Here is a 26,586-nt window from a genome sequence, read left to right as displayed (position 1 = left end):
ATCCGCGGGACGAGGTTTGGCGCTGCGGACCGGAGTTCGGCCGAACTTTCCGGCCGCTGCTGACCGTACTGAAATTCCCGGCTTACGTCACTATTTGGTAACTGTCGATTTCGCGGCGTCGTCTCGAGCACATTTCGTACCTCTTTCGGGCCTCTCGCGTCCGCCCAGCTAGTGGGCGTTGCGGGCAGTGAACCCCGGTCCGTTGCCGGCCTGTTACCTCAGCGTTATGTGATGGAAGTCACAGGCAGCGAGAGTCGTCCGGAAAGTCACCGAACGGCAACGATGTCTTTGCCGAGGGGCATCAGAGATACGGGGATCAACTTCAGGTTCGCGATCGCGAGTGGAATGCCGATGATGGTGATCGCCATTGCGACAGCGGTGACCACATGAGTGAGCGCCAACCACCAGCCGGCGAGGATCAACCAGAGCACGTTCCCGACGAGCGCGCCGGACCCGGACCCTGGCTTGTCGACGATCGTCGACCCGAACGGCCACAGTGCGTACACACCGATACGGAACGACGCGATGCCGAACGGGATGGTCACGATCAGGATGCACAGCAGAAGGCCGGCGAAGAAGTAACCGATGGCCAGCCACAGCCCACCGAAGACCAGCCAGATGATGTTCAGGATCAATCGCATGATCTACCGAGCCCGCCGTCCGGACGCCAGCGCGTACACCAAAGCCAGCACGAACCCGGCCGGTGCCGAGAACATGGCCGTCAGATACAGGCTCAGCGGGGGCTTGGAGTCGGAGAAGATCGGAAACAGCAGGATCGCGACGATGGCGACGAGGCCTATCGCGAACAGTGCGAGCGCGATGCGCAGCAGAACGGTGCTGCTCTTACGGGTCGGTGTGTCCACGTGCACCACGGTAGTGCGAAGTGCGGGGTGCGAAGAACTCGAATGCTTCATCGGTACTCACCGCGCTAGACTGGTGTATTCGCGTCCTACGTTTTCGTGGGGCGCGAAATTTGTGCAGACCGCAGGTCCGAACATCGGGCCGGCGGACAACGAAACGACCGACAGCAACAGATGAACGGGTGAGCTCAGTGCCGACCGGCAAGGTGAAGTGGTACGACGTCGACAAGGGATTCGGATTCCTCTCTCAGGAGGAAGGCGAGGACGTCTACGTGCGTTCTTCGGCGTTGCCGGAGGGCGTCGAGGGCCTCAAAGCCGGTCAGCGCGTCGAGTTCGGAATGGCCGCGGGCCGTCGCGGACCACAGGCGCTGAGCTTGAAGGTGCTCGAGCCTGCACCGTCGGTGCGGCAGAACACCGGCAGCACGCGCCGTGAGCCCGTCGAGCGCAAGCACACACCCGACGAGCTGCACGGGATGGTCGAGGACATGATCACACTGCTCGAGGCGACGGTGCAGCCCGAACTTCGTAAGGGGAAGTACCCGGATCGCAAGATCGCGCAGCGAATCTCCGAGGTCGTTCGGGCCGTCGCCCGTGAGCTCGACAGCTGACATCCACCGAAACTACGGGCGGGTGCCGATCGACCAGATGGCGTGGCTGACGAACCCTTCCTGATTGGTATCGGTGTCGATGATGCCGGTGGGCAAGCGCACCTCGATGCCGAGCAGCGTCCGGTTGCTGTCGTCCTTCGTGGGAACCGTGACGCTCAGCTTGGTGTCCGGCTCGTTGAACTCGGTGTTCTCCACCACGTCGCCACTGTCGTCGCCGTAGACCACGGCGAGCACCCACGGGGCTGAGTAGATGGGGGCGGGTAGCGAGAGCTGCACCGTCCTGGCGTTGCCGACCTGGACCTCGGTGGTCTCACCGACGTTGGTGCACAGTGGGTCGCTGACAGCGCAGTACAGATACGGCTCCACCACGACGGCGCGGCCGTTGGCGTACGCGGTGACGGTCGGTTCCTTCTCCGGTGCTCTCCCGATCAGCAGGGCGAGCACCGCGACGAACGCGACGGCGATGACGACGAGACCGGCGACGGTGATCGCCGCGATCTTCTTGGTGCGGGGAGCGAGATTCACTTGGTCACGTTTTCGCCGAAGGAGCCGTCGGACATTTCTTGTTCGACGTGATCGGGGCGGTTGCCGCCGAAGCCGGGTAGGAGCGATCTGCCGCGGTAGGTGAGGAAGGTCTGCACGAGGCCGATCGTAAGCAACACCGACACGACGGTGAAACCGAGCCAGTATTCGGTGGGGAGCAGCACCCCGAGCGTGCCGCCCAGAACCCAGCACAACTGCATGACGGTTTCCGATCGGCCGAATCCCGACGCGATCGATTCCGGCGGCAGATCGGCCTGCAGCGACGCGTCGAGGGAGACCTTGGCCAGCGCGCTGGCACTCGACGCCACCAGCGCTGCCACGGCTGCGGTGAGCAGGCTGTCGGTGATCGCAGCGACGACTGCCACTACCGTCACCGCGATGGTGCACCGTAGGACCACCAACGACGGCCGGCCGAGCTTGATCCTGGCACCGAGCGCGTTACCCGCGAAGTTGCCGAGACCGGCGGCGGCTCCGACGAGTCCGAGCATCGCGGCCTGCTGCAGCGGCTCGTGTTCGGTGCGGGATTTGGCAACGAACGCGATGTAGAGCGTCAGGAAGCCGGTGAGGATGCGGATGGTGCCGTTTCCCCACAGTCCCACGATGACGGCACGTCCCAGGGGCTGTCTACGGTTCTTCGCTTTGCTCGGCGGCGTGCGGCGCAGATTTTCTGTCGGGGCACTGCTCCCGGCGAAGTCGCTGCCGTTGTGCTGGTCGGCGTGGTAGCTCAGGGTGGCCGGCACTTCACCCTCGGTGATCTCCACCCAGGACGGGATCTGCATGCTGAGGTAGCCGCCGAGCACGGTGATCGCGGCGACGAACCACAGCGCGCCGGGTGAGCCTGCGAAGAAGGCGATGCCGCCGGCGACGGCCCCTGCCGCGATGGTGCCACCGAGCAGACCGAAGACGGTGAGCCGGGAATTGACGCGGACGAGGTCGATCTCCGGCGGTAGCACCCTCGGTGTGACCGCACTCTTGAGGACTGCAAAGGACTTGCTGAGTACGAGCATCCCCAGGGCAGCGGGGTACAGCACCCAACTGTCGAAGTTGAACACCAGCACTACCGCCAGCACGGTGCGCAACCCGAACGATGTGGCCAGCGCGATGCGTCGACCGTGTTGAAGGCGGTCCAGCAGCGGTCCGATCAACGGTGCGATCAGCGCGAACGGCGCGATGGTGATGACGAGATAGAGCGCGACCTTGGTCTTGTCCTCACCGGTGGCCGCAGAGAAGAACAGTGTGTTGGCCAAGGCGATCGCCAACGCCGCGTCCGACGCGAAGTTGGCCATGGTCGCGTAGGTCAGTGCCGTCAGCCCGGACTTGTCCGCACCGTCGGCTTTGGCAGCTCGCTGGAACGACGCGATGCCCTTGCCGGTGAGCTCGCGGCCGCGCATGGCGGCGACGCGAGTGACGGTCAGCTTCTTCGGCATGGGTGGAGGCTTGCGAGCGCCGGTCCGGCCACGCGGAGCGGTGATCTTCTCGGTTCGCGGCGGATGCAGCGGCGGCAACGGTTCGCGGCGACTCGGAACATGGGCGGAGTGAGCAGGTGCGGGCGGGTAGTTGGCCAGACCCGGATGATCCGAGTGATCAGGAGCGGAGCCTGCGGAGTGACCGGACACGCCGTTCTGTTCGGGGTCGTCCGCACCCGGTGGGGTGTGGGGGAGACGGGGATCGGTCACGGGGTCAATTCTGTCCTACGGGCGCGGTATCGGTGAATCGCACCTCGAAGATCTTGGGCCAGAATTTTCCGGTCACGAGGAATCGGTCGGTACCCGGAATCTGTGCAATGCCGTTGAAGACGTCGGCTCCGCCTCGATCGGAGTCGGACATCGAATTCCACAGCGGTGTGCCGTCGATGACGGCCGTCACTTTGCCGGTCTCGGGGTCGATGCGCATGATGTCGAATGTCTGCCACACATTGGCGTAGATCGAGCCGTCCTCGGCACATTCGAGCTCGTTGAGCCGTTCCACCGGATTGCCGTCGAGTGTGACGTCCACCGTGTCGACGGCGTCGAAAGAGGTGGGGTCGCGGAAGGTCAGGGTGGATGTGCCGTCGCTCATGACGAGGCGGTCGTCCGGTTTTCCTCGACCTTCGGTGCAGAGTCCCCAGCCTTCGCCGTCGTAGTTCACTCGACGCTGCTCGGTCAGGGTGTCCCGGTCGCGGGCGATGGCGACTCCGTCTTGCCAGGTGATCTGCCACAGGGTGTCCCCGTCGACGGTGATCCCTTCGCCGAACAGGTCGGACGGCAGATCGACCCGCTCCAGCTCGGTCATGTTCTCGAGTGAGGTGCGCCTGACGAACGACGAGCCTTCCAGCCCGGTGCCCTCGTAGAGCACGTCACCGTCGATTTCGAATCCTTGAGTGAACGCGTCGTCGCCGCGGTCGTATTCGCGCACGACGTCTGCAGTCAGGGTCTGCACCGAGTCCGAGGTCGTCGGAGCTGCGGTCGTCGATCCCGATGGCGACGAGCAGGCGGTGACCGCGAGTGCAGAGATCAGGACGGCGGCGAAGGTACGAGCGCGGACGGTCATTGCATCCATGATGGCAGCCCGAACTGGGCGTCACCGAGTCGATGCGGCAAACTGAATGTGTGAGTTTCGTATCTTCTCCAGAGCTCGATTCCATCCGCCCCGTCTTGACCGATGCCGTGGACCTCGCGCGGCAGGCTCTGCTCGACCTGGGAGAGGGAGGTGTCGGCGAGTATCTCGGGGTCACCGTCGAGGACGCCAGCGCGGCCACTCACCGGTTCGCCAGCGATCTCGAGGGCTACCGAGGGTGGCAGTGGGCCGTCGTGGTCGCGGCCCCGGAGGACGCCGACCGCGCCACGGTCAGCGAGTTGGTTCTGCTGCCGGGCCCCGACGCTCTGGTGGCACCGTCCTGGGTGCCCTGGGACGAACGTATCCGTCCCGGCGATCTGGGACCTGGCGATCTGCTGTCTCCACGGCAGGACGACCCACGACTCGTGCCGGGTTACGTCAGCTCCGGTGATCCCGCCATCGACGACGTTGCCGGCGAGATCGGTCTCGGTAGAACGAAGGTCACCAGCCTCGAAGGACGTCTCGACGCCGCCCAACGCTGGCACGACGGCGATTTCGGTCCCGATGCCGAGATGGCCAAGGCCGCGCCGTCGACCTGTGGGCTGTGTGGCTTCTACCTACCCATCGCCGGATCGTTGTCTGCCGCATTCGGTGTGTGCGGCAACGAATTCGCCGCCGACGGGCGCGTGGTGCATGCGGAGTACGGCTGCGGAGCGCATTCCGATACCGAACTGCCCACCGGAGCAGGATCACCGCAATTCGAGCCGTACGACGACGCGGCTCTCGACGTCACCGTAGCGCCGACGCCTCCGGCCGAGACAAGTACTCCGGTCGAGGCGACTGCGTCGGACGAGACCGCTTCCACGGGCGAGACCACCGACAGTGTGGACGGGTCCGACGGATCGACCGAGGGAACAGAAACGTCGGCCGAGGCCGAGGCCGAGGCCGTGCAGGTGGAGGCAGTTCAGGAAGCAGACGTACCGGCCGGTGAAACGGCTCCGGTATCTACCGAGTCTGTGGAACCCGAGGTGGCCGATGAGACTGAGCACGAAGAGGATTCGGTATCGCCGAGCTGATCGACCCGTTCGATACCGGGTCGCTGCGCGAGTCGATTCTCGCGGCCTGGGGTTCGTCGCCCACGCGACTTCGTGAGGATTCGGCGTCCGAGTCGGATCTGGCGCGCGGAGGCTACCGCGATCGGCTGTTGACCGAGCTCGCGCAGAACGCCGCGGACGCGGCGTCGCGGGCGGGTGTTTCGGGACGGTTGGCTGTCTGGACCGATGACGCCGGTTCCATTCACATCGCCAATACCGGTGCTGCGCTCGATGTTTCCGGTGTACATGCACTGACGGCCCTGAGAGCGTCGGCCAAGTCCGCTGCAGATGGAGGCGTCGGGCAGTTCGGAGTCGGTTTCACCGCGGTGCGATCGGTGTCCGACGAGATCGAGGTGCGATCGCTGGGCGGCGGGGTGCTGTTCAGTGCGCGGCGCACCTCGGCTGCGCTGCGCGAGCGCGGGATGGCCATGCCCGAGGCGGGCGTGCCGGTATTGAGGTTGGCGTGGCCGGTGGCGGAACCGCCCGCTGCGGGGTTCGACACGGAGATCGTGTTGACGCCGCGAACGGATGCGGACGCGGACTCCTTTGCGTCCGGATGTTCGGACGAGGCCGTGGATTTGCTTCTCGAACTCGAAGCGCTGGACTCGATCGAGATCGAGGGCGTTGTGATCGACTGTGTCAGAACGACACTCGATGCCCAGAGTGCCGACATCGCGATCGGATCACGAACATGGCGACAGTTCACCACCCCTGCCGCGCGCTGGCTGGCTCCGGTGGTCGACGGTCTACCGGTTCCTGCGTCACCCGACGTGTTGCGGGCTCCCACCCGATCGGACGAGCTGTTGTCGTTGCCCGCGTTGGTGATTGCCGATGTGCCGATGCAGCCGGACCGGCGGCGCGTGCTGCCGGGTGCCTCGTTCGATGCGGTGGCACGCGGGTACGCAGAATTCGTAGCGTCACTGCCTGCGCCGTCGCGGGTGACGTTCGTGCCCGAGGTCGGATTCGCTCGAAGCGAGGTCGATGGGCAGTTGCGAGAGCTGATCTTCCGCCGATTGTCCAGTGCGCCATGGCTTCCCGGTGCGCACGGACGCGACCTCGTACCCGAGCGGTCGAATGTCGTCGCGGACGCCTCCGAGGAACTCGCCTCGGTGCTGATCGACGTCGTACCCGATCTGGTCGACGCGACGCTGTCGGGAGCGCGCCACGCGTCGGCGCTCTCGGCAGTGGGGGTGCACCGGATCGGATTGGCCGGGCTGGCGGAGATGCTCGGTGGCCTGGATCGCGAGCCGCAGTGGTGGCAGCAGTTGTACGACGCGTTGACGCCCCTCGTCGTCGACGGTGTTGCTGCGGAAGAGCTTGCTGCCCTGCCTGTTCCGCTGGCAGATGGCCGCACGGTGACCGGTGCACGAACAACGGTGATCGGCTCCGACGCCTCGGCAGCGGTGACGTGGGTGCGTCTGGTGCATCCGGGTGCAGTGAGTCCGCTGCTGACGCGGCTCGGTGCCCGCGCGGCAACTGCATTCGAATTGCTGACGGACCCGGCCCTCGAGGCGGCACTCGACGATCTCGACTGGGACAGCCACGACGACGTCGAGACTCTGGTGAATGCCGTTCTCGCCCTGGCCGCAGAGGCGGGTGAATTGCCCGGCTGGATCGGCGGCCTGCCACTCGAAGACGAGCACGGCGAGCTGCGCAGTGCCGACGAATTGTTGCTTCCCGGAGCGCCGTTGGCGAAGCTGCTGGTGCAGGATTCACCGTTCGGCGTACTCGCGCCTGCGGTGGTGACGAGGTTCGGTGAACGGGCGCTGCGCGCGGTGGGCGTCGGGTGGGGTTTCTCGGTGGTACGCGACGAGCTGCCGACGGGGCCCGATCACGACCTCGACGACGAGTCGGCGTGGTGGTCCGGCCTGTCCGCGGAACCGGACACGCTGCTCGCAGTCCGAGATCTCGATCTCGTTCGTTCGGACGCATGGTCCGAGGCGTTGACCGTTCTGCTCGACGATCCGAGTACCCGTGCGGCTCTGACCGATCGGGACGGCTACACCGCGTGGTGGCTCAGGCGTCATGCGCGAATGCAGAGGGTGCCCCTGAGTGCGTTCCGTGCGCCGTCCGACGAGACTTTCGCAGGCCTGCTCGATCCGCTGGATCACCCGCGCGCCGACGAGTTGGAGGCGGTGCTCGCCGCGCCGAAGTGCGAGAGCGTCGAGACAGCTCGTGTACTGCTGCAGGCTCTCTCGGATCCGCAGAGGCATCCGAGTCCCGCGGTGATCGCACGTACTCACACGCTGATCGCGACCGCAGTTGTCGACGGGCGCATCGACGTCGCCGACATCGATCCACCGGATCGAGTTCGCACTCTCGGCGGAGCAGTCATCGACGCGTCGGACGCGTTGGTGATCGACACGCCGTGGCTGGCAAGCGTCGTACCGCCGGAGGTTGCAGTTCTCTCGGACATCTCTACCGCGGCCGCTCTGGCGGACGTTCTCGACATCAGGCCTGCGTCGGAGGCGATCAGCGGAGAAGTGCTCGGAGTCGGACGTGTCAGCGCCTGGGACCGCGAACCAGGAGCGGTATTGGCCTGTGCAGTAATGGGATTGCCGCTGCCATCAGGAGGGGTGGTGGTGCACCGGGAACTGGTGGTCCGATCGACCGGGGACGTCAGTGGTGACCACGCCGTGCCGTTATGGGTTACCGCAGACGGAACCGTCCATTGTGCGGCGAGTTGGGAGCGACCTCGTGGGCTTTGACGCGACAGTGCTGGACTGGATGGTCGGGCATCGAGTCGACTGGCTCACCACAATGTTCTGGATCATCACCACACTCGGCAACACGGTGTCGATGTTTCTGTTGTCCGCGGTGGTCGTCGTTGCGGTGCTTCGCGTCGGACGCAAATCGGATGCCGTGGTCGTCGCGGGGTCGATGCTCACCGGCTGGGGTCTGATGAATGCGCTCAAATTCGCGTTCGCGAGGGAGCGCCCACCGATGCCGGAGCGGCTGGTGGATATTGCGAGCCATTCGTTTCCGTCGGGCCACGCGATGATGTCGATGTTGCTTGCCACGGTGGCGATCGCGGTGATGATGCGATCGCCGCATCCGTGGCTGCATCGGCCGGTACTGCGTGCGCTACCGGTGGTCGCGTCCCTGCTGATCGGGTTCTCTCGGATCTATCTGGGTGCGCATTGGACCACGGACGTGCTGGCCGGCTGGGTGTTCGGTGCCCTGTGGGGGCTGGGATGGATCTATGCCGTCAGGCTGATCAGCGCGAGAAATCAGAGCGCTGGGCGATGACGAGCAGCTCGTCGCGCATGGCCGGGCTGGAGACAGCATTGGCGCGTGCGTAGAGGGCGCGGAGCGAGCGGACGTGGTTGCGACGGTTGCGGTACTGAGAGACGAGCTTCATGGCCTGGCTTTCGTGGATCAAGAGGTTGTTTAACTGACATAACCCATGGTCCACGTTAACTTTGTGTTACTCAACCGGCTGAGGGGTTAGTTTGCCCACGTCAGGGGCGGTGTGGTGATCGGGCTAACGTGATGCTGGTCTCAATCGAGGCCGCGCTGGGCGGTTTTGCTCCCACGACGTGACGCGGCTCTCTGCATCAGGAAGATTCCGAACCCTACGGCACCGACCGCAATGCCGGACCAGCACGTGGCGAGCGCATCGCCGGTGCGGTCTCCGGTGGCGGTGAACACGACCAGCGCGACGATCCAGCCGAGTATGCCGATCGCCAACACCGGAACCGGATCGGTGAGGCTGCGCGGGATCTGGGGGAGGTCGGCCACAAAATCACGCTACGCCACCATATTTCCCCAAGTCTCGCAGTGTGCTTTATCGTTCGCTCATGCAATTGTCGTCGCGGCTACTCGACAACTACTTCAAGATCACCGAGCGCGGCTCGACGGTGGGGTCCGAGGTACGGGGAGGCGTGGTCACCTTCGTGGCCATGGCCTATATCGTCGTCCTCAATCCGCTCATTCTCGGCAGCTTCTCCGCCGACGACGCAGCGGCCAAGACCGACGTGCTCGGCAACATTCTGCCGGTGGCCCAGGTTGCCGCTGTGACAGCGCTGGTGGCCGGGTTCATGAGCATCGCCTTCGGCATCATCGCGAACTACCCCTTCGGTATCGCGGCAGGCCTGGGCATCAACACGTTGCTTGCCGTGACCATCGCACCTCAGGTGACGTGGCCCGAGGCGATGGGGCTGGTGGTCATCGACGGCATCATCATCGTGTTGCTGGCTGTCACCGGGTTCCGCACGGCGGTCTTCAACGCGATCCCGGCGGAGCTGAAGGCAGCGATCGCCGCCGGTATCGGCGCGTTCATCGCGTTCATCGGGCTGGTCGACTCCGGCTTCGTGCGCCGTATCCCCGACGCCGCAGGTACGACGGTTCCCGTCGGGCTCGGCATCGACGGGTCGATCGCGTCGTGGCCGACGGTCATCTTCGTGTTCGGGCTGCTGCTGATGGGTGTACTGGTGGTGCGCAAGGTCCGCGGCGGACTGCTGATCGGCATCGTCGTCACGACGATCTTCGCGGCGATCGTCGAGGCCGTCACCGATGTGGGACCCTCCAACGGCGTCGACCCCAAGGGGTGGAATCTGTCGGTGCCGCAGTTGCCGAGCCAGTTGGTGCAGTCTCCCGATCTGTCGCTCGTCGGCAACGTCGATCTCTTCGGAGCGTTCACACGCATCGGCGTGCTGGCGGCAAGCCTGCTGGTGTTCACGCTCGTGCTCGCCAACTTCTTCGACGCGATGGGCACGATGACCGGCTTGGGCAAGGAAGCGAATCTGGACAAGGACGGGAAACTGCCGAACATCGGTAAGGCTCTGGTGGTCGAGGGTGCCGGCGCGATCGTCGGTGGCGGTGCGTCGGCGTCGTCGAACACCGTGTTCGTGGAATCTGCGTCCGGAATCGCCGAGGGTGCCCGCACGGGGCTGGCCAACGTGGTCACCGGATTACTGTTCTTGCTGGCCATGTTCTTCACTCCGCTCACGGCCGTCGTCCCGATCGAAGCGGCCGCTCCGGCGCTGGTCGTGGTGGGTGCGCTGATGATCGGGCAGGTACTCGACATCGACTTCCGACGCTTCGATTACGCGCTGCCCGCCTTCCTGACCATCGTGGTGATGCCGTTCACCTACTCGATCGCGAACGGGATCGGCGTCGGTTTCATCACCTGGGTGGTACTCGCGGTCGGATCCGGCCGTGCCAAGTCGGTACATCCCCTGTTGTGGATTGTTGCACTGCTGTTTGTTGCATATTTCGCGGTGGGACCCATCACCGAGGCGGTTACATGACGCGCGGTCGGTACCAGGGCGTATTCTCTGCGCTGTGACGTCGGGAAACGTAGTTAAAGACAACCGGGAATTGGCAAGCGATCTGTCGCTTGCGGTGGTGAGGCTGACTCGCCACCTTCGAGGTAGGCGAGTGGACTCGCAAGTATCACTGACGCAGCTGTCGGCTCTGGCCACGCTGAGCCGGGAGGGCGACATGACGCCCGGTGCGTTGGCTGCGCGGGAGAGGGTGCAGCCGCCGTCGATGACGCGAGTGATCGCGTCGTTGGCCGAACTCGGCCTCGTGGTGCGCACTCCGCACCCCACCGACGGGCGCCAGGTGATCGTCTCGCTCTCGCCTGCCGGTCAAGAGCTCATTGCCGACGAGGCGAGCGCGCGCGAAGCGTGGATGACCGCCCAGCTCGCGGGCCTCACAGCCGAGCAACTCGACATCCTGCGTGACGCGGTGAACATCATCGGTGCCCTGGTGAGCGACTCCGAGTAGTTACCTAGGTTTATTATCTGAATGGTGGCCCCTGCTTCCTCTACATCCGGTTCGTCGATGTTCGCTGCTCTGAAGACTCGCAACTACCGATTGTGGGCGTCGGGGCAGATCGTCTCGCTGGTGGGAACGTGGATGCAGCGGGTTGCCCAGGACTGGCTCGTGCTGACGCTGTCCGGCGGCAACGGCTTCGCCGTCGGCATCGTCATGGCCCTGCAATTCGGGCCGACGCTGTTTCTCTCGGTCTGGGGTGGGGTACTGGCAGACCGGTACGACAAGCGCAAGCTCCTCATGATCACCCAGGTGTTCGCCGCAGTCTGTGGTCTGGTGCTCGGCGTGCTCGACGTCGGCAACATGGTCGAGCTGTGGCACGTCTACGTCATTGCCTTCATCCTCGGCTGCTCGTCCGCCATCGACGCGCCGGTGCGGCAGTCGTTCACCATCGAGATGGTCGGCAAGGAAACTCTCTCCAACGCGATCGCGTTGAACTCGATGACGTTCAACATGGCGCGGATCGTCGGGCCTGCGGTGTCCGGAGTTCTCATCACCCTCGTCGGTACCGGCTGGGTGTTTCTCATCAACGCGGTGTCGTTCGCCGCGGTGTTCGGTGCCCTGGTGGCGATGAACGTCGGCCAGCTCTTCCGTGTCGAACCGGCCCCGCGAGCCAAAGGGCAGGTGCGTGAAGGCTTCCGGTACGTCTGGGGACGGGGAGACCTTCGCGTGCTGCTGGCGACGGTGTTCATGGTCTCGACGTTCGGACTCAACTTTCCCCTGAGTCTGTCGGTGTTGGCGCGCAACACGTTCGGCAGCGGAGCCGACGCATACGGATTGCTCTCGACCACCCTCGCGGTCGGCACGTTGGCGGGAGCGACCCTGGCGGCCCGGCGCGCCACGGCTCCGCGATTGCGGCTCTTCATCGGTGCCGTCATCGCGTTCGGGCTGTTCGAACTGCTCGTGGGGTTGATGCCCAATTACGTTCTGGTGGCCATTCTGTTGGTGCCCACCGGCGCGTTGACGCTGACGTTCACGACGTCGGCGATGAACATTCTGCAGATGTCGGTACCGTCCGACATGCGCGGGCGCGTGATGGGCATCTACATGCTGTGCTTCCTGGGTGGAACCCCGCTGGGCAGCCCGGTGCTCGGCTGGCTCGCCGACGTCCTCGACCCTCGCGCACCGCTCGTGTTCGGCGGCGTCATCTCACTGGCGACGGGTCTCTTCGCAGCCGTGTATCTACTGCGGCACAACAACTTGCGGATCACCGTGGTGCCGCCTGCAGACGGTCACCGGCTGCCCACTCTCGACACGGTGGCCGTCGGAAGCAAGGTCTGACGCTCGTCAGATCCACCCGTGGCGTCGGGCCAGTGCGCAGGCCTCGTGCCGGTTCGCCGCCCCGAGTTTCGCGGCCGCCGCGGACAGGTAGTTACGAGTGGTCCCCGGCGACAGATGCGCGCGCTGTGCGATCTCCGCGATCGACGCGCCGTCGGCGGCGAACTCGAGCACATCGGCCTCACGCGGTGTGAGCGGTGAGTCCCCGGCCCCGATGGCTTCTGCGGCGAGTGTCGGATCGACGTAGCGCCCGCCGCCGTGCACGGTGCGCACCACCTCGGCCAGGGTGGCGGCCGAGGTGGTCTTCGGCAGGAACCCCCGCACGCCTGCTTCGAGCGCCTTCTTCAGGTAGCCCGGCCGACCGTGACTGGTGACGATGATCGACGCGCAGGCGGGCAGTGTCTCGGCAATCTTCTGGGCCGTCTCGATGCCGTCGATCCCGCCCATCTGCAAGTCCAGCACCGCCACGTCGGGTGTGTGGGTGGCCGCCACGGTCAGTGCCATCTCGCCGGAGTCGGCTTGACCGACGATCTCGATATCGTCCTCCAGATCGAGCATGGTCGCCAACGCCGATCGAATCAGATTCTCGTCGTCGGCCAACAGGACTCGGATCATGGTGTGGTCCTCGGGTTCTGGGTTGATGTCGGCAAAATCGCCGTGAGGGTGAAGTCGTCGCTGGTCTGTTCCGCGGTCACGGTGCCTCCGACTGCGACCAACCTTTCGCGCAGTCCGCTCAGGCCGGTGCCGTCGTCGCGACCGGTCGATGGTTGCGGATGATCGTTTATCAGTCGAATGCTGTTGTCGGTCAGCTCGATCCGGCAGTAGGTGGCCGCGGAATGTCGCAAAATGTTCGTCACTCCCTCGCGGACCACCCAGGCGGCCGCCTCGGCCGCACGCTCGGACAGGACCGAGGTCTCGTCGACCAGTTCGGTGGAGATGCCTGCCGCGGACAGCAGTGATCGAGCTCCGTCGAGTTCCGACGCCACATCGACCGATCGGTAGCCCCGGACCAGCTTTCTGGCGTCGGCCATGGATTCCTGGGCCAGAACGCGAACCTCGTCCATCTGGCCGGCCGCTCGGTCGTCCCCCCGACGAGCCAGCGTCGCGGCGAGTTCGCTCTTGACGGCTATGGCCGAGAGTGCGCGTCCGACGACGTCGTGCAGATCTCGCGAGAATCGCAAACGCTCCTCGGCCACCGAGAGGGCGGCGGCGGCGTCGCGGGTGGCGTCGAGTTCGGTGACGATGCGCAGCAACCACGCCGACAGTTGCACGGTGAACGCCATGAAGGCGATGAAGATGCCGAGTATCAGAGTTTCCACTGCCGGGGTTCCCAGAGCCGCAGCAAGCGCAGCGGCGGCCACGGCCGCGGCCAGGGACCATCGCAACGGAATCAGGGTCGCGACCGCAGTGGTGACGAGTACGGCGGCCCACAGTGCGTTGCTCGTGGTCCCTCCGGCAACCAGCACTACAGCGGCGACGGCCATGATCGCCAACGGGATTCGTGGGTTGGCCGTCGACTCGCCGCCGAGTGCGGGGGTGCGCTGCACAACTACGAAAGCGGCGGCGGCACACACTGCTGCCGCCGCCGTCGATAGATAATCGTCGTACTGAAGCGTTGTCAGCATCGCGCCGCCGGCAACACCGACGGTGATGAGCAGGAAGGACTGGCGGGTGTAGACGCGTACCTTGTCCACTGCACTGCTGTCGTTCCAGCCGTGCAGTGGATTGAGGTACTCGTACAGCTTCATGATCTCCAGCCTTGCAGACGGACGGCGACAGGTGCGATCTAGGACCGCGGTTCCCAGCGGAAGTGCGTACGGGCGATCAGGACGCTCCCGACGATCCAGGCGAGCATCACCGCGAGAGGCATAACGGCCTCGCCGAAGGTGCCGGCGAATCCGATCGACGTGTCGCCGGGCGTGGTGGTACCGAACCAGCCCAGATTCAACAGGTCCGACACGGCCGCCATCGGAGTCAGTTCGATGACCTTGCTCAGCGAATCCGGAAGTACGTCGCGCAGCAGGGACGAACCGGCCATGGCGATCAGGATGACCGGCAGGCTGGTGATCTGCGCCGCTTCGGCGTTGCGGGTGAAGGCAGACGTGATCAATGCCAGAGCGGCGAACAATGCGGCACCGCCGAGAAGGGCAACGGCGACGAGCAAAGCATTGGCGGGAACCGGGCCGCCGAAGGCCACCACAACGGCACCGACGATCAGACCGAGTGCGACGGTGAGAATCAGCGAGGGTATCGCCGGTCCGAGAAGGATCTGAACGTCCGAGCTCTCCCCGGTACGAAGTCGCTTGAGCACCAACTCGTCTCGACGTGTGGCGTAGATCGAGAGCATGTTGTAGTAGACCATGAACACCAACAGGAACAGGGCGAAGATCTCGAGCGCCGCTCCGACGCCGGTGTCGGTCAGTCCGTCGTCGCCCCGGCTGCCGACGATCAGCAGCACGACGGGGAAGATCAACGGCATGACGACCGCGTTGAACAGCAGTACTCGGTTGCGTCCGAGCAGCGTGAACTCTGCTCGCGACAGGGCGGTCATCGTGTTCATGCGCTCATCACCTTCTGGTCTGTGAAGTCCGGCTTGTCGAATTCATCTGCGATGGAAAGGAATACGGTCTCGAGTGATGCCGCTCGGGCGTCCAGGCCGTGGAGCGTCACCCCTCTGGTGCGGGCCCACAGCAGCAGATCGGTCAGCGTCTCCTGAACCGAGGACGTCTGGATCGAGATCGTGTCACCCGAGACGTCCATCGACGTGCCCGGCAGCGACGGCAGTGCCGTGCCCGGGGCCTTCAGTTCGATCTTCGCCGGATGGTCGGCGACCACCTCGTCCACGGTGCCACTGCGAACAACCCTGCCGCGGTGCATGATCGCGAGTCGATCGCACAGCGACTCGGCCTCGTCCAGGTAGTGCGTCGTCAACATGATCGTCACGCCGGAGTTCTTCAGCTCCTGAATCAACCGCCATGTGTTGCGGCGACTTTCGGGATCGAGACCGGTGGTGGGCTCGTCCAGGAACAGGATGCGCGGACGGCTGATGATCGCGCAGGCGAGGTCCAGCCTGCGCTGCTCGCCGCCGGAGAGAAACTTCACCCGAGTATCGGCGCGATCGGCTAGGTCGACGCGACCGAGTACCTCGGTCACCGGCAACGGATCGCTGCAGGTGCCGGCCCACATTCGCAGACTCTCGGCGGTCGTCAGATCCTGTGGCAGGCCACCCTTCTGCAACATGATGCCCAGAGCCGGCCGCACCTTACGGCGATCGGCCACAGGGTCCATTCCCATGATCCGTACCGTGCCCTTGCTGGGCCGCGAAAGACCCTGAATCACTTCGAGAGTCGAGGTCTTGCCGGCACCGTTGGTGCCCAGTAGTCCGAACAGCTCACCTTCGGCGATATGCAGATCGAGAGCCTGGACGGCCTCGTATGCGTTCTTGCCCGAGCCGTAGCGACGCGTCATGCCGTCGACGTCGATGATGGTCATGATTGCTTTCCCCACTGGCGCAGTCCGATGACGAACCGGACGCCCATGAAGGCGACGATGACGCCGAGTGCGACGAACGCCGGAAGCGACCTACCGACGACCGCGAACAGCACGGCGACAATGGCAAGGCTGATGACGATGACGACGATCTCACGCGCCATGGTCGGAGCCGGTCCGAGCTCCATCAGATCGGTGAACAGATTTCCTTCGTCTGGTTGCTTCATGACTACGAGTCTGCTGCGCCCGAACCACCGAAAACAGTGCAGCGCATCATGACCTGAAGTGACACCGTCACGGTCCAGCCATGACAAAAGTCATGACTGTCGTTCTCCACCCGATCTCCACCCGTGGGTCGATTCGCCAGCACCGCGATCTTCGTAGCGTTACTGCCATGAACATTGCAACGATTGCTCTCGTAGTCCTCCTGGTCGGATACCTGCTGGTGCGGCGCATGACCGGCCAGCTCATGGAAGCCCGGCGCATGCTGGTGCTGCCGGCGATTCTGGCGCTCGTCGGGTTGGCATCACTGAACTCGACGGACCTGTCGGCCACGGCCATCGGGTTCCTGCTCCTCGGCTGCATCGTCGGCGTGGGCTTCGGCGTGATCCGCGGCTACACCGTCAGAATCTCCGAGCGGGACGGGACGGCCTGGATGCGGTACTCGGTCGCGTCGATCGGCCTGTGGATCGCCGCCATCGCCGTCCGCGTGCTGCTGATTCCGGTGGAGAGCGCCATCGATCCGACCGCGGCGTCCGTCGCCGGTCAGGCCACGATGCTGGCCGTGGGCATCGGATTCCTCGCCGAGTCGATCGCCGTTCTCTACCGCGCCATGCACTCCGACGCCACCATCGTCTGGCGCGCCGACAAGTCCGGTCACCACACGATCTCGCCTACGCTGTCCGACATGCACAATCGGGTTCGCGGCGGAGGAACGAAGATTCGGTGACATCGGCACCCAACCCCGACGTACGGTTGCCCACGCTCGACAGCCTCAGGCTGTCGAGCCGGCCGTATGTTGCGGCCATCGTGATCGTCGCGGCCTTTGCCACCTCGGACCTGAGCAATCCGATTCTGCTCGCGCTGCTCGTCGTCAACAGTGCCGTGCTGATGGCATCGGCGATTCCGCGGCGGTTCGTGGGTCCGCGTTCGTCTCTGGTCGGTGCGGGTGTCGCGCTGGTCGCGTCTGCAGCGATGCTTCCCCTCGGGGGCACCACTGCGGCAACGCTGTTCCCGTTTCTGTTCGCGGGACATGCGGGGTGGCGATTCAAGCCGTCGATCTCGTTCCCGTTCGCGATCGCGCTCAGCGTGGCGTGCGCAACCGCGCTGTGGATCGCCGAGCACAATGGTGTCGACGGATGGCCATGGGCTACAGGGCTGTTCGCGGGTTGGCCGGTGCTGATCGGGTACTCACGGCGCAGTCGGCTGGACGCACTGCGTAATGCGCGCCGCGCCACCGATGCCGAACTCCGCGAGCATGCCCTGGCCGAGCGTGCCCGCATCGCCCGCGACATTCACGACGTACTCGCGCACTCGCTGTCCGGGGTCAACATGCAACTCGAAGTCGCCGACGCGTTGCTCGACGCCGGCCGCGCCGAGGAGGCCAGAGCGGCAGTGGGCAAGGCGCAGAGTCTCGTTCGGGAAGGACTCACCGAGACCCGCCGTGCCGTACAGACTTTGCGTCAGGATGCGCTGCCCCTCGTGCCGACGTTGGCCGCTCTCGTGGGCGAGGACGCGAGCTTCCGTGTCGACGGCACGGCGTGCGATCTCGATACTCCGCAGGCCCAGTTCATGGTTCGGTGCGCGCAGGAGGCGATGACCAACGCACGCAACCACGCCCCCGGGGCTGCTGTCGATGTAGTGCTTCGGTTCGATGCCGGATCGGTCGAACTCTCCGTGGCCAACGGACCAGCCCTGTCGCCACCGGACCCGGTCGAGAGCACAGGAATGGGGCTTGTCGGTATGCGCGAGCGCGCCGCGCTCGTCGGCGGGTCGGTCACTGCCGGTCCCGACGGGCGCGGTTGGATCGTGCGTGCCCGGGTTCCTCTGCACAACCGCGCAGAACCGGATACGGAAACGAGAGCATGAGCATTCGGATAGTGATCGCCGACGATCAGGCGTCGGTGCGTGAGGCGCTGGCCACGATGTTGGACCTCATCGAGGACATCACCGTGGTTGCGACCGCTGCCGACGGAGCGAGCGCGGTCACCGAGGTGACCGCGGCGATGAGCGACGATCCCCTCGACGTGGTGCTGATGGATCTGCGGATGCCGGGAACCGACGGAATCGAAGCCACGCGAATCCTGAAGGGGCGCTTCCCCGACTTGCCCGTGGTGGTGTTGACGACCTTCTCGGACGAACGCTCGATACTCGATGCACTCGGCGCTGGCGCACGCGGATATCTCACCAAGGACGCCGGACGGGTCGAGATCGCGGCGGCATTGCGAGCGGCAGCAGCGGGGCAGGCGGTGCTGAACCCGGAGGTCCAGGCACGATTGCTCGGAGCCGTCGAAGCGCCTCGCACGCAGCAGATCCCGGCCGGGTTGACGCCACGCGAGCTGGACGTCCTACGCGCGATCGCCGCCGGCCTCTCGAATCGGGAGATCGCTCAGCAGATGTTCGTCAGCGAGGCGACGGTCAAAACACATATCAATCATCTGTTCGCCAAGGCACAACTACGTGACCGGGCTCAGGCCGTGCACTTCGCATTCACCCACGGTTTGGCGGGATAAGCGGCTCACCTGCGGGAACGCACCTGTTCGGGTACTTTCAGCTCGTGAATCGCACCGACCCGGCGAGGCCGGCAGTTGGACCCGGCCGTCGTACACAGATGCGCGTCATTCTGGTGGGCTCGGTGCCCAACCTCGTGCAGTGGTTCAACCTGTACCTCTACGCGACGTTCGCGCCGTACTTTCGGACCGAATTCTTCGATCCGGCCTCGACGAACTCACTCGTGTACGTCTACGGACTCTTCGCACTGACCTTCGTCGTGCGCCCGCTCGGCTCGTGGCTGTTCGGCAGGCTCGCGGACGTTCGAGGCCGACAGTTCGCGCTCGTCGCGGCGGTCACGCTCATGTCGGCCGGATCGGTTGCTCTGGCGGTCACTCCCACGATCCACGACATCGGTGCCTGGGCAGCGGTGATCCTCGCGGTCGTGAGCATCGTCCAGGGCATCGCAACCGGTGGCGAGTACGCGGCGGCGACGGTGTTGCTCTCCGAGTCGGGCACCCGAGGTCATCGCGGGTTCTTCGCCTCGTTCCAGGCCGCGACCATCGTCGGCGGCCTCGTGCTCGCGCAGACGTGCCTACTCGTGCTGCTCGCGAGCACCGACCGTGCGGCAATCTCCGAGTGGGGCTTTCGCCTCGCGTTCGCCGCGGGAGGCGCGGCCGGCCTGGCGTCTCTGTGGTGGGCGCGCGGACTCGATCGCGCCCCGCGAGAACCGACGGCACCGCAGGCGGACCGGGACGCCACGATGGGAGCGCTGTTTCGCGATCACTGGCGTCCGCTGTTGTGGGTGTTCCTGCTGACCGCGGGAGGAAGCGCGGCGTTCTACACCTACACCGTCACGGTTCCCTCGATCGTTCGCGAGACGTTCTTCGCCGCGGACGGGGCCAGGGGAGAGCTCACCGCGACCGGCCTCGTACTCGCGGCCTTCGTTGTGCTCATGGTGCTGCAGCCGGTCGGCGGTGCACTGAGCGACCGCATCGGCAGAAAGCCCTTGCTCGTCGTATTCGGGTCGCTGGGGATACCCGCTACCGGGGCGTTGGTGCTGGCCACCACCCGGGTCACGTCCCCGCCCGCGGTCTTCGTCATCCTGGTGTGCTCGTTCTTCGTGCTCACCTGCTACCTGTCGGTGAACGGCATCGCCAAGGCGGAAGTATTTCCCCCACACATCCGAGCGCTGGGCGTCGGCTTCGGCTACGCCGTCGCGAACTCCCTCTTCGGGGGCACGGCACCGTTGATCTACCACGCCACGAGCGGCCACGGCAGTGCCGAGTTCATCGCCTACATGACGGTGTTGCTCGCGGTGACGCTGTACGCCGCCCTCCGGATGAAGGGCGGCTCGGCGACTGCGCTCGACAAGCCGAACGGGACGGTCTAGAAACCCCAACCCATGACGGCCGGGCGTGCTGTTCCGAACGTCAGATCCAGCGCATGCAGAGATTCCTCGTTGCGGGCGGTGAGGCGATTGGCCGCGGCGAACAACCTGGCCCGGTGCGTGCCGAAGTAGATGCTGGCGAGCACATCGATGTCGAGTTCGATGTCCGGTTCGGATTCCACCCGGGTGCAGGTCGCCTTGCCATCGGTCACGGTGAACGAGTAGGTACCGCCGGCGTCGAGGAACGGATCTCGCACGGCGATGATCAGCGACGTGTCGAGAGCGTACGTGCGCGCCTCGAGCGCTGCCTCGACGTGCATGATGCGGGCCCACAGAGCGTCGTGGTGAGCCGTGACCTTCGGTAGCCGGTTGTTGGTCAGCAGGAACGGCAGTGCTTCGTCCCGTGCCTGCCTGACCTCGATGGTGTCGACCAGGTCGACCCCCACCAGGATCTGCCACAGCGCGGCGTACGCGTCGTCGGTCACGGCGATGAATTCCTGCACCACCACCCGACTGGGATTGCGTCCGCGGCGGTAGGCGACGTAGCCGTCGGCATGGACGATGAAGAACAGTGCGGTCAGTCCGTCGCGTCGGTTCTCGCGATCGGCGAAGAAGCGCTCCCAGCGGATCGGCGGCTTGGGCTGGGCACCTGCGGTCTGCTGCTGCCACCGGTGGTAGATGTCCGGGAGCAGCTCGGTGGCCTCGGCCGATTCGATCAGCCGCACACCCGTCGCCGGGGGAGCGTCCTTGCGGAACTGCGCGAACCGGCGGTCGATCGAGACGCTGATCTCCTCGGTCACCGGCCCGTACCCGAAGCGTCCGTAGATCGTCGCCTCGCTGGCTGTCAGCAAAGACAGCGGCGCACCCGCGTCGTTCAGAGCGCGGTGCTGCTGGGTGAACATCGATCGCAGGATGCCGCGTCGGCGATGCGTCGGTGCGACCGACACCCAGGAAACTCCGGAAGCCTCGACCTGCGCGCCACCCGGAACGGTCACCGACATCGGGAAGTGCATGGCGACACCCACTGGGGTCTCGCCGTCCCACGCCAGGTACACGTGCTCGGACTTGGTGAGGATCTGCGTCTCGGCGAGATCCTCGGCGTTCTGGTGCTCGCCGAACGCGTGGGCGTCGAGTAGCGCGACGGCATCCCAGTCGTGGTCGGAGGCGGTGCGGATGGTGATCGATTCGTCGGTAGTCATCGCTCTTTACTTTTCCATACAGATGTAGGCCTTCGCCGACGGACTGCCGGAAAGGCCGGGTGACAAGATGAGCGGGTGGTTCATGTAATCGATGTCGACGATCCTTTCGACCCCCGGCTGGACGATTTTCGCGACCTCAACTCCTCGGACAGGCGACCCGATCTGCCCGAGGGCAAGGGTTTGGTGATCGCCGAGGGGGTGCTTGTCGCGCAGCGCCTGTTGACCTCGCGTTTCCCGATGATCAGCCTGCTCGGCGTGGATCGACGACTCGACGCGTTGCGCGACGATCTCGCAGAATCGGATGTCCCGTTCTATCGGACGTCGGCCGAGGTGATGGCCGAGGTCGTCGGCTTCCATCTCAATCGTGGAGTGCTGGCGGCGGCGAACAGGCCGCAGGCCCTCGAACTGGACGAGGTGCTGGCCGGCGCGAACACGGTGGCGATTCTCGAGGGCGTCAACGACCACGAGAATCTCGGGTCGATGTTCCGGAATGCGGCCGGCCTCGGCGTCGATGCCGTGCTGTTCGGTGCCGCGTGCGCCGATCCGCTGTACCGGCGGTCGGTACGGGTGTCGATGGGGCACGTTCTGCGCGTGCCGTTCGCGAAGGTGCCCGAGTGGCCGCGTGGTCTCGATCGTGTTCGCGCGCACGGTTTTCAGCTGATCTCACTGACGCCCAATCCGAAGGCCGTATCGCTGGCCACGGCGATGACGGGGGAGAAGGTCGCGTTGCTGCTCGGCGCAGAGGGTCCGGGTCTGACCGAACATGCCATGCGCGCCACAGACATTCGGGCTCGTATCCCGATGGCACCGGGTACCGATTCACTCAACGTCGCGACGGCTGCGGCAATGGGGTTCTACGAACGGGTGCGTCTGACGTGACCGACCGCGACCCGGGTGTTCGCTGGACCGGTCTTCCGATCGCCCTGATCTCGGCGACACTGGTGGCAGTGGCCCTGACGGTATTCGGCCTGGAACTGGCCAGAATTCAACCACTGCTCGCGATCGGCTTGAACATCATCGTCGTGGCAGGCGCAGCCCCGACGGTCCTGCGGTGGCTCGCCGTCCCGGTCTGGCGCTGGGCCGTCTACGGTGCGAGTGCCGGTGCGCTACTGAGCTTCGTGGCACTCGCGGCCCTGGCCTTCTGACTCGCCTATTTGCGCGAGAACCAACGCTTCTTCGGTCGCGGTGCCGTCTGGTCCGAGGCGTCCGGCATGGGGGCCTGGCCACTCGATCCGTTCGAGCCTCGGCTCTGCTGGTTCGGCGGCGGTGGCTCCTGCCCGGGAACGTACATCGTGAAGCCGCAGACCGGCAGTGTGGCCGGATCGAATTCACCGGGGTGCGGGGCACCGGTGTAGCGGAATCCGAGCCATTGGGCGTTGGCGGCCTCGGCGAATTCCTGCGGGTGAAACGGCAGAGACTGAGGATCCGGCATCACTCCGGGGGGATAGATCAGCGGATGCTCACCGGCCCAGAACGACCGCTCCCACACCAGCGGTAGGCCCGCGTCCTCGTAGATGTACACCGGAGTAGCGCTGAACGATCGACGAAATTCACCGCGTTCCCAGTAGGCGAACGCGCCCCACGCGTGCTGGGGATCCGATGCGACGAGATAGGTGTGCTCGGATGCCAGGGGGCGAGTGAAGGATTCGGGAAGCGTCGATGGTGTCGGGACCGAAATATTGGACCCGCACACCACGGTCACGCCCGGATAGCAGCCGATGAAGACGTGATCGTCGTCCACACCCGCCGATGTCGATATCGGACCCTGGGCGAGGGGCACAGCGGTCAGGTGGGGGTACAGACGGCCGACGAGGGCCGTCGCAGCATTCCAGTCCGAGGTGGTCGCCTCTCGGAGGACAGAAATCGGATCCGGTGTGTCCACGTACCAGATCGTTGACGCTTTGGCCCCCACTGCCGGCACCTCTCTCTCCGTAAGCTTCGTCGGAAGCCTACGGCGTGAGCGTCGGCAATTTGTCACCGAGCGGTAAATCGGTCATTCGACGAAGTCAGTTGTGCATCGACGAAGTCAGTTGTGACCGCTGCTACGGACGCCGAGCAGGACGTCTTCCCAGGACGGCATGGCCGGCTTGCCGCGTTTGTCCTTACCGCCGTGACCGGGTGCAGCTTTGGGCGCGGGCTTGGGGTCTCTGGCCACCGGCTCGTGCGGCTGATCGACTTCGGGGGCCGGGGTCTCGTCGGCCTCGATCTCGACCGTCTCGGCGTCGAGTTCGCTGTCCGAGGTGGTTCCGTAGTACTCGTCGAAGCTCTGCTGCGAGGCCTCGTCGTCTGCCGTTGCGGGCGCGAGGGCGCGTACCGGAGCGAGGCCACGTAGCTGGCGTCCGAAGTCGGGGTCGATCAGTTCGTGTGCGGTGTCGTCGAGCGGCGCTATGGTGCCGCCGTGTCCGTCGGGCAGGAACTGCCAGTGCGCCTTGTTGGTGGTGCGTCCCGCCTGCCACTTCAGCTGTGCGACCCACTTGTTGTCCTCGTCGCGCCACGCGTCCCACTCGGCGTCGTCGAGATTGTGGCCACGAGCTCGGAAGGCAAGAGTGACGATGTCGAGCAGAGTCTGGACGGCGGGTCCGTCGTGGCGCAGCGGATGACCGGCCTGAGCCATCGACGCGGCCTGCGAGCGTTCGAGCAGAACGGGGTGAGCGAACACCTCGACGCGGCTGACGGCCATTCCGGAATCGGCGGCGACCTGTTCGATGGTCGCTCCACTTCGAATTCGAGCCTGGATTTCCTTCGGCCGAAGCAAGCTGTCCATTTCGATCTCAATCTGTCCTAGTCGAGCGATGTCGCCGCGTGAGGCCGCGCGGAGTTTGTCGTCGGCCGGAAGCCGGAATCTGTCGCCGGTCTTGGGATCTGCGCACACGACGAACTTTCCGTCGGCCTCGAGACCCACCACGTGTAAGTCTCGCACTGTGACCTCCTCATCGCGCCGGCTCGCGATACCGTCGAATTCGACCATAGTTCACCGGGTGTCCTCGGTGGGTGTTCGACACGCGTCGCTGCGCCGGCGATCGTTTCTCCATCAGAGAGTAGACAGCTGCGGGCTCGGCTGCACTCGATCGGCCGATGTTGCGTCAATTGTCTTGTGACGCAACATCGATGCGTCCCTCTGTAAGTACAACGTGCCCAGGCCGAGGCCGATGCTCAGGGCGACCGCGTGTCCGACGGCGGTGAACGACGGGTTCGATATTCCGCTGACGGCGACGACCGCGATCCAGAGCGCGGCCCAGCCCAGCCGCCACGGCATCGGTAGGTAACGAATCATGGATCCGGCCACCGCTGCAGCTGCGTAGCTGACCCCGACGTCGACTGCCATTGCCAGTGAGTCGGCCAACCAATCGACGCGTATGCCGATGAACAGTCCGACCGCAACCAGAGCCGTCGCGCCGATTTGGCCGGCGCTGAACGTGACCAGGAATCGTCGCCAACCGGATATCCATTCGGCGACGGCGAACAGGAATGCGACTCCGGCGAGCCACAGCCAATTCACCCGACCCTCGGTGAGGAAGACGCTCGTGACGAGGGTGGCGAGGTGGCCGTCGGTCAGATTGTGGAGGTTGGTACTCGCCGCATGCAGCACGTGCCACCGGTCGTGCGGCCCGATCTGGCCGAGCGCTACCGTGCCTGCCGCCGCGAGGATGCAGTAGACCAGCGTCACGCGAATCCGCAGCGCGAATGCCAGGAGCCTGAACATACGAGCGCTCCCTTCGAGGTCGTTACGCTTGCGTACTTGAATGCAAGTGTAGGCCTCGAAGGGAGCACCCCAGCTGGGAGCTTGCTGGCAACTAGCTCACAGCGCGGAGACGACCCAGTCGATGCTCTTCGTCAGTGCGGTGATGTCGTCCGGCTCGATGGCCGGGAACATACCGACACGCAACTGGTTGCGGCCGAGCTTGCGGTACGGCTCGGTGTCGACGACGCCGTTGGCGCGCAGGATCTTGGCGACCTGAGCTGCGTCGACCTTCTCGTCGAAGTCGATGGTTCCGACAACCTGGCTGCGGTGATTCGGGTTCGTCACGAACGGCGTTGCGAACTCGCTCTTCTCGGCCCAGTCGTACAGGCGCGAGGACGAATCGGCGGTGCGCTTGGTGGCCCAATCCAGGCCGCCCTTGCCATTGAGCCACTCGATCTGATCGGCGAACAGCAACAGTGTCGCCACCGCCGGGGTGTTGTACGTCTGGTCCTTGCTGCTGTTGTCGACGGCGATCGGCAGAGACAGGAAGTCCGGAACCCACCGGCCGCTGGAGGCGATCTCGTCGACGCGGGCAAGCGCGGCGGGGCTCATCAGCGCGACCCACAGTCCACCGTCGGCGGCGAAGCATTTCTGCGGCGCGAAGTAGTAGACGTCGGAGTCGGCGACGTTCACCGGAAGACCGCCCGCACCGGAGGTGGCGTCGATCGCGATGAGGGCGTTCTCGGAGCCGGCCGGACGGCTGACCGGGATGGCCACGCCTGTGGACGTCTCGTTGTGTGCCCAACCGATGAGGTCGACGGACGGGTCGGAGGTGGGCTCGGGTGCACTGCCCGGCTCGGCCTTGACGACGATGGGATCGCCGATGAAGGGGTTGTTCTTGGCCACCGAGGCGAATTTCGAGCTGAACTCGCCGTTGGTGAGGTGCAGCGACTTCTCGCGAATGAGGCCGAACGCAGCGGCGTCCCAGAACGCGGTGGTGCCACCGTTGCCGAGCACTACCTGGTAGCCCTCGGGGAGCGAGAACAGGTCCTTCAAGCCACTGCGTACGCGTCCGACGACGTCCTTGACGGGCTTCTGTCGGTGGCTGGTGCCGAACACGGACGCGCCGACGTCGACCAGGGATTGCAGCTGCTCGGGGCGAACCTTGGACGGGCCGCAACCGAAGCGTCCGTCGGCGGGCAGGAGATCGGCGGGAATGATCGGCAAATCGGCCATGGAGTAGCGCGTCCTAGCGTCGATGGAATATGGCACCCATAGGCTAGTCGGGTGCCGCCGCGGCTTCGACTACCGGATCAGTTCCCAGCCGTCGACGGACTCGGGGGTACGGGGTTCGGGGCCGGTGTACAGGGCGGCCGGGCGGACGAGCTTGCCCAGACGCTTCTGCTCGAGGATGTGCG

At 65.3% G+C, this 26,586-nt stretch carries 30 protein-coding genes and 1 pseudogene; 13 read left to right on the top strand and 18 right to left on the bottom strand.

The features are described 5' to 3' along the window. Positions 1 to 266: 266 nt before the first annotated feature. Both CH305_RS02860 and CH305_RS02855 read right to left on the bottom strand, forming a co-directional pair. A complete protein-coding gene (locus CH305_RS02860; protein WP_032377424.1) occupies positions 267 to 641 on the bottom strand; it encodes a YccF domain-containing protein in 375 nt (124 codons plus the stop codon). A gap of 3 nt (positions 642 to 644) precedes the next feature. After that, positions 645 to 863 carry a hypothetical protein gene (locus CH305_RS02855; protein WP_032378319.1) on the bottom strand — a complete coding sequence of 73 codons (219 nt, stop codon included), beginning with the start codon at positions 861 to 863 and terminating at the stop codon, positions 645 to 647. Between the two features lie 188 nt (positions 864 to 1,051). Between CH305_RS02855 and CH305_RS02850 the strand changes: the two genes are divergently transcribed. Beyond that, positions 1,052 to 1,468: a cold-shock protein gene (locus CH305_RS02850; RefSeq protein ID WP_008719325.1), complete on the top strand. Its 417-nt coding sequence runs from the start codon at positions 1,052 to 1,054 to the stop codon at positions 1,466 to 1,468. A 12-nt stretch (positions 1,469 to 1,480) separates the two neighbouring features. On the opposite strand, the gene CH305_RS02845 is transcribed toward CH305_RS02850, so the two are convergent. From CH305_RS02845 to CH305_RS02835, 3 genes are read right to left on the bottom strand one after another with little or no spacing between them, the layout of a single operon-like run. Beyond that, positions 1,481 to 1,993 carry a DUF2771 family protein gene (locus CH305_RS02845; protein ID WP_094618865.1) on the bottom strand — a complete coding sequence of 171 codons (513 nt, stop codon included), beginning with the start codon at positions 1,991 to 1,993 and terminating at the stop codon, positions 1,481 to 1,483. Beyond that, positions 1,990 to 3,687 carry an MFS transporter gene (locus CH305_RS02840; protein WP_179278159.1) on the bottom strand — a complete coding sequence of 566 codons (1,698 nt, stop codon included), beginning with the start codon at positions 3,685 to 3,687 and terminating at the stop codon, positions 1,990 to 1,992. Before CH305_RS02840 ends, CH305_RS02845 begins: the two co-directional genes overlap by 4 nt. A gap of 4 nt (positions 3,688 to 3,691) precedes the next feature. After that, positions 3,692 to 4,540 (bottom strand): glutaminyl-peptide cyclotransferase, encoded by an 849-nt coding sequence (locus tag CH305_RS02835; protein WP_373454531.1) that lies wholly within the window; start codon positions 4,538 to 4,540, stop codon positions 3,692 to 3,694. Between the two features lie 41 nt (positions 4,541 to 4,581). On the opposite strand from CH305_RS02835, the gene CH305_RS02830 reads away from it, so the two are divergent. The 3 genes from CH305_RS02830 to CH305_RS02820 are packed head-to-tail and all read left to right on the top strand — an operon-like array spanning position 4,582 to position 8,889. After that, entirely contained in the window at positions 4,582 to 5,622 is a 1,041-nt protein-coding gene (locus CH305_RS02830) for a DUF3027 domain-containing protein (protein WP_094702542.1), read from the top strand. Next, entirely contained in the window at positions 5,619 to 8,348 is a 2,730-nt protein-coding gene (locus tag CH305_RS02825) for a sacsin N-terminal ATP-binding-like domain-containing protein (protein WP_094702540.1), read from the top strand. The genes CH305_RS02830 and CH305_RS02825 overlap by 4 nt, the downstream gene beginning before the upstream one ends. Further along, complete coding sequence (locus tag CH305_RS02820; RefSeq protein WP_179278158.1) at positions 8,338 to 8,889, top strand: phosphatase PAP2 family protein; 552 nt, start codon at positions 8,338 to 8,340, stop codon at positions 8,887 to 8,889. The genes CH305_RS02825 and CH305_RS02820 overlap by 11 nt, the downstream gene beginning before the upstream one ends. Here CH305_RS02820 and CH305_RS28890 read toward each other — a convergent pair. Both CH305_RS28890 and CH305_RS02815 read right to left on the bottom strand, forming a co-directional pair. Beyond that, entirely contained in the window at positions 8,858 to 9,001 is a 144-nt protein-coding gene (locus tag CH305_RS28890) for a hypothetical protein (protein WP_155289340.1), read from the bottom strand. The two genes, CH305_RS02820 and CH305_RS28890, sit on opposite strands and share 32 nt — an antisense overlap. Before the next feature lie 140 nt (positions 9,002 to 9,141). Next, a complete protein-coding gene (locus CH305_RS02815; protein ID WP_032377420.1) occupies positions 9,142 to 9,381 on the bottom strand; it encodes a DUF2530 domain-containing protein in 240 nt (79 codons plus the stop codon). 59 nt (positions 9,382 to 9,440) lie between these two features. Here CH305_RS02815 and CH305_RS02810 point away from each other — a divergent pair, with 59 nt between their 5' ends. The 3 genes from CH305_RS02810 to CH305_RS02800 are packed head-to-tail and all read left to right on the top strand — an operon-like array spanning position 9,441 to position 12,702. Beyond that, positions 9,441 to 10,892 (top strand): NCS2 family permease, encoded by a 1,452-nt coding sequence (locus CH305_RS02810; protein WP_094608410.1) that lies wholly within the window; start codon positions 9,441 to 9,443, stop codon positions 10,890 to 10,892. A gap of 34 nt (positions 10,893 to 10,926) precedes the next feature. Next, the gene (locus CH305_RS02805; protein WP_032377418.1) at positions 10,927 to 11,373 is read left to right on the top strand and encodes a MarR family winged helix-turn-helix transcriptional regulator; all 447 of its coding nucleotides are present in this window, start codon (positions 10,927 to 10,929) and stop codon (positions 11,371 to 11,373) included. Positions 11,374 to 11,430: 57 nt separating this feature from the next. Next, a complete protein-coding gene (locus CH305_RS02800) occupies positions 11,431 to 12,702 on the top strand; it encodes an MFS transporter (protein WP_032377417.1) in 1,272 nt (423 codons plus the stop codon). A gap of 6 nt (positions 12,703 to 12,708) precedes the next feature. On the opposite strand, the gene CH305_RS02795 is transcribed toward CH305_RS02800, so the two are convergent. Genes CH305_RS02795 through CH305_RS02775 form a run of 5 tightly spaced genes read right to left on the bottom strand, consistent with a single transcriptional unit; the run spans position 12,709 to position 16,415 of the window. Next, entirely contained in the window at positions 12,709 to 13,314 is a 606-nt protein-coding gene (locus tag CH305_RS02795) for a response regulator transcription factor (protein WP_032404407.1), read from the bottom strand. Beyond that, positions 13,311 to 14,447 (bottom strand): sensor histidine kinase, encoded by a 1,137-nt coding sequence (locus CH305_RS02790; RefSeq protein ID WP_052077780.1) that lies wholly within the window; start codon positions 14,445 to 14,447, stop codon positions 13,311 to 13,313. Before CH305_RS02790 ends, CH305_RS02795 begins: the two co-directional genes overlap by 4 nt. 38 nt (positions 14,448 to 14,485) lie before the next feature. Continuing rightward, positions 14,486 to 15,259: an ABC transporter permease gene (locus CH305_RS02785; RefSeq protein ID WP_094702537.1), complete on the bottom strand. Its 774-nt coding sequence runs from the start codon at positions 15,257 to 15,259 to the stop codon at positions 14,486 to 14,488. Next, entirely contained in the window at positions 15,256 to 16,191 is a 936-nt protein-coding gene (locus CH305_RS02780) for an ABC transporter ATP-binding protein (protein ID WP_094702535.1), read from the bottom strand. The genes CH305_RS02785 and CH305_RS02780 overlap by 4 nt, the downstream gene beginning before the upstream one ends. Further along, positions 16,188 to 16,415, bottom strand: a complete 228-nt coding sequence (locus CH305_RS02775) for a hypothetical protein (RefSeq protein ID WP_094702533.1) — start codon at positions 16,413 to 16,415, stop codon at positions 16,188 to 16,190. Before CH305_RS02775 ends, CH305_RS02780 begins: the two co-directional genes overlap by 4 nt. 167 nt (positions 16,416 to 16,582) lie before the next feature. Here CH305_RS02775 and CH305_RS02770 point away from each other — a divergent pair, with 167 nt between their 5' ends. From CH305_RS02770 to CH305_RS02755, 4 genes are read left to right on the top strand one after another with little or no spacing between them, the layout of a single operon-like run. Then, positions 16,583 to 17,137, top strand: a complete 555-nt coding sequence (locus CH305_RS02770; protein WP_032404404.1) for a CcdC protein domain-containing protein — start codon at positions 16,583 to 16,585, stop codon at positions 17,135 to 17,137. Further along, positions 17,134 to 18,276 carry a sensor histidine kinase gene (locus tag CH305_RS02765; RefSeq protein WP_094702531.1) on the top strand — a complete coding sequence of 381 codons (1,143 nt, stop codon included), beginning with the start codon at positions 17,134 to 17,136 and terminating at the stop codon, positions 18,274 to 18,276. Before CH305_RS02770 ends, CH305_RS02765 begins: the two co-directional genes overlap by 4 nt. Further along, positions 18,273 to 18,920 carry a response regulator transcription factor gene (locus CH305_RS02760; RefSeq protein ID WP_032404402.1) on the top strand — a complete coding sequence of 216 codons (648 nt, stop codon included), beginning with the start codon at positions 18,273 to 18,275 and terminating at the stop codon, positions 18,918 to 18,920. Before CH305_RS02765 ends, CH305_RS02760 begins: the two co-directional genes overlap by 4 nt. A 44-nt stretch (positions 18,921 to 18,964) precedes the next feature. Beyond that, the gene (locus tag CH305_RS02755) at positions 18,965 to 20,290 is read left to right on the top strand and encodes an MFS transporter (RefSeq protein WP_143545227.1); all 1,326 of its coding nucleotides are present in this window, start codon (positions 18,965 to 18,967) and stop codon (positions 20,288 to 20,290) included. Here the strand turns inward: CH305_RS02755 and CH305_RS02750 are convergent. Beyond that, positions 20,287 to 21,486 (bottom strand): GNAT family N-acetyltransferase, encoded by a 1,200-nt coding sequence (locus CH305_RS02750; protein ID WP_094702527.1) that lies wholly within the window; start codon positions 21,484 to 21,486, stop codon positions 20,287 to 20,289. The two genes, CH305_RS02755 and CH305_RS02750, sit on opposite strands and share 4 nt — an antisense overlap. A 75-nt stretch (positions 21,487 to 21,561) precedes the next feature. Between CH305_RS02750 and CH305_RS02745 the strand changes: the two genes are divergently transcribed. Further along, positions 21,562 to 22,365: an RNA methyltransferase gene (locus CH305_RS02745; RefSeq protein ID WP_094702525.1), complete on the top strand. Its 804-nt coding sequence runs from the start codon at positions 21,562 to 21,564 to the stop codon at positions 22,363 to 22,365. Continuing rightward, the gene (locus CH305_RS02740) at positions 22,362 to 22,631 is read left to right on the top strand and encodes a DUF2537 domain-containing protein (protein ID WP_037154985.1); all 270 of its coding nucleotides are present in this window, start codon (positions 22,362 to 22,364) and stop codon (positions 22,629 to 22,631) included. The genes CH305_RS02745 and CH305_RS02740 overlap by 4 nt, the downstream gene beginning before the upstream one ends. 5 nt (positions 22,632 to 22,636) lie before the next feature. On the opposite strand, the gene CH305_RS02735 is transcribed toward CH305_RS02740, so the two are convergent. From CH305_RS02735 to CH305_RS29355, 5 genes and pseudogenes are all read right to left on the bottom strand, one after another. Continuing rightward, positions 22,637 to 23,398, bottom strand: a complete 762-nt coding sequence (locus tag CH305_RS02735; RefSeq protein WP_242640357.1) for a hypothetical protein — start codon at positions 23,396 to 23,398, stop codon at positions 22,637 to 22,639. Positions 23,399 to 23,512: 114 nt separating this feature from the next. Continuing rightward, positions 23,513 to 24,406: a septation protein SepH gene (gene sepH / locus CH305_RS02730; RefSeq protein WP_094702630.1), complete on the bottom strand. Its 894-nt coding sequence runs from the start codon at positions 24,404 to 24,406 to the stop codon at positions 23,513 to 23,515. A gap of 111 nt (positions 24,407 to 24,517) precedes the next feature. Continuing rightward, positions 24,518 to 25,189 carry a rhomboid-like protein gene (locus CH305_RS02725; RefSeq protein ID WP_094702523.1) on the bottom strand — a complete coding sequence of 224 codons (672 nt, stop codon included), beginning with the start codon at positions 25,187 to 25,189 and terminating at the stop codon, positions 24,518 to 24,520. A gap of 96 nt (positions 25,190 to 25,285) precedes the next feature. Then, positions 25,286 to 26,404: a phosphoserine transaminase gene (gene serC / locus CH305_RS02720; protein WP_094702521.1), complete on the bottom strand. Its 1,119-nt coding sequence runs from the start codon at positions 26,402 to 26,404 to the stop codon at positions 25,286 to 25,288. Positions 26,405 to 26,473: 69 nt separating this feature from the next. Continuing rightward, a pseudogene (locus CH305_RS29355) lies at positions 26,474 to 26,586 on the bottom strand (citrate (Si)-synthase); the annotation flags it as partial.

The sequence above is a fragment of the Rhodococcus sp. 15-649-2-2 genome (assembly GCF_002258645.1).
Taxonomy (GTDB): domain Bacteria; phylum Actinomycetota; class Actinomycetes; order Mycobacteriales; family Mycobacteriaceae; genus Rhodococcoides.
The sequence above is the reverse complement of the archived record's forward strand: the minus strand, read 5'-3'. Positions and strand labels throughout refer to the sequence as shown.

Bases quoted from the DNA above. Each gene is read 5' to 3' on its own strand.
- CH305_RS02790 (WP_052077780.1), bottom strand. From the start codon at position 14,447: ATGAAGCTGTACGAGTACCTCAATCCACTGCACGGCTGGAACGACAGC.
- CH305_RS02775 (WP_094702533.1), bottom strand. From the start codon at position 16,415: ATGAAGCAACCAGACGAAGGAAATCTGTTCACCGATCTGATGGAGCTC.
- CH305_RS02760 (WP_032404402.1), top strand. From the start codon at position 18,273: ATGAGCATTCGGATAGTGATCGCCGACGATCAGGCGTCGGTGCGTGAG.
- CH305_RS02810 (WP_094608410.1), top strand. From the start codon at position 9,441: ATGCAATTGTCGTCGCGGCTACTCGACAACTACTTCAAGATCACCGAG.
- CH305_RS02785 (WP_094702537.1), bottom strand. From the start codon at position 15,259: ATGAACACGATGACCGCCCTGTCGCGAGCAGAGTTCACGCTGCTCGGA.
- CH305_RS02750 (WP_094702527.1), bottom strand. From the start codon at position 21,486: ATGACTACCGACGAATCGATCACCATCCGCACCGCCTCCGACCACGAC.
- CH305_RS02795 (WP_032404407.1), bottom strand. From the start codon at position 13,314: ATGATCCGAGTCCTGTTGGCCGACGACGAGAATCTGATTCGATCGGCG.
- CH305_RS28890 (WP_155289340.1), bottom strand. From the start codon at position 9,001: ATGAAGCTCGTCTCTCAGTACCGCAACCGTCGCAACCACGTCCGCTCG.
- CH305_RS02725 (WP_094702523.1), bottom strand. From the start codon at position 25,189: ATGTTCAGGCTCCTGGCATTCGCGCTGCGGATTCGCGTGACGCTGGTC.
- CH305_RS02830 (WP_094702542.1), top strand. From the start codon at position 4,582: ATGCGGCAAACTGAATGTGTGAGTTTCGTATCTTCTCCAGAGCTCGAT.
- CH305_RS02835 (WP_373454531.1), bottom strand. From the start codon at position 4,540: ATGACCGTCCGCGCTCGTACCTTCGCCGCCGTCCTGATCTCTGCACTC.
- CH305_RS02860 (WP_032377424.1), bottom strand. From the start codon at position 641: ATGCGATTGATCCTGAACATCATCTGGCTGGTCTTCGGTGGGCTGTGG.
- serC (WP_094702521.1), bottom strand. From the start codon at position 26,404: ATGGCCGATTTGCCGATCATTCCCGCCGATCTCCTGCCCGCCGACGGA.
- CH305_RS02770 (WP_032404404.1), top strand. From the start codon at position 16,583: ATGAACATTGCAACGATTGCTCTCGTAGTCCTCCTGGTCGGATACCTG.
- CH305_RS02800 (WP_032377417.1), top strand. From the start codon at position 11,431: ATGTTCGCTGCTCTGAAGACTCGCAACTACCGATTGTGGGCGTCGGGG.
- CH305_RS02780 (WP_094702535.1), bottom strand. From the start codon at position 16,191: ATGACCATCATCGACGTCGACGGCATGACGCGTCGCTACGGCTCGGGC.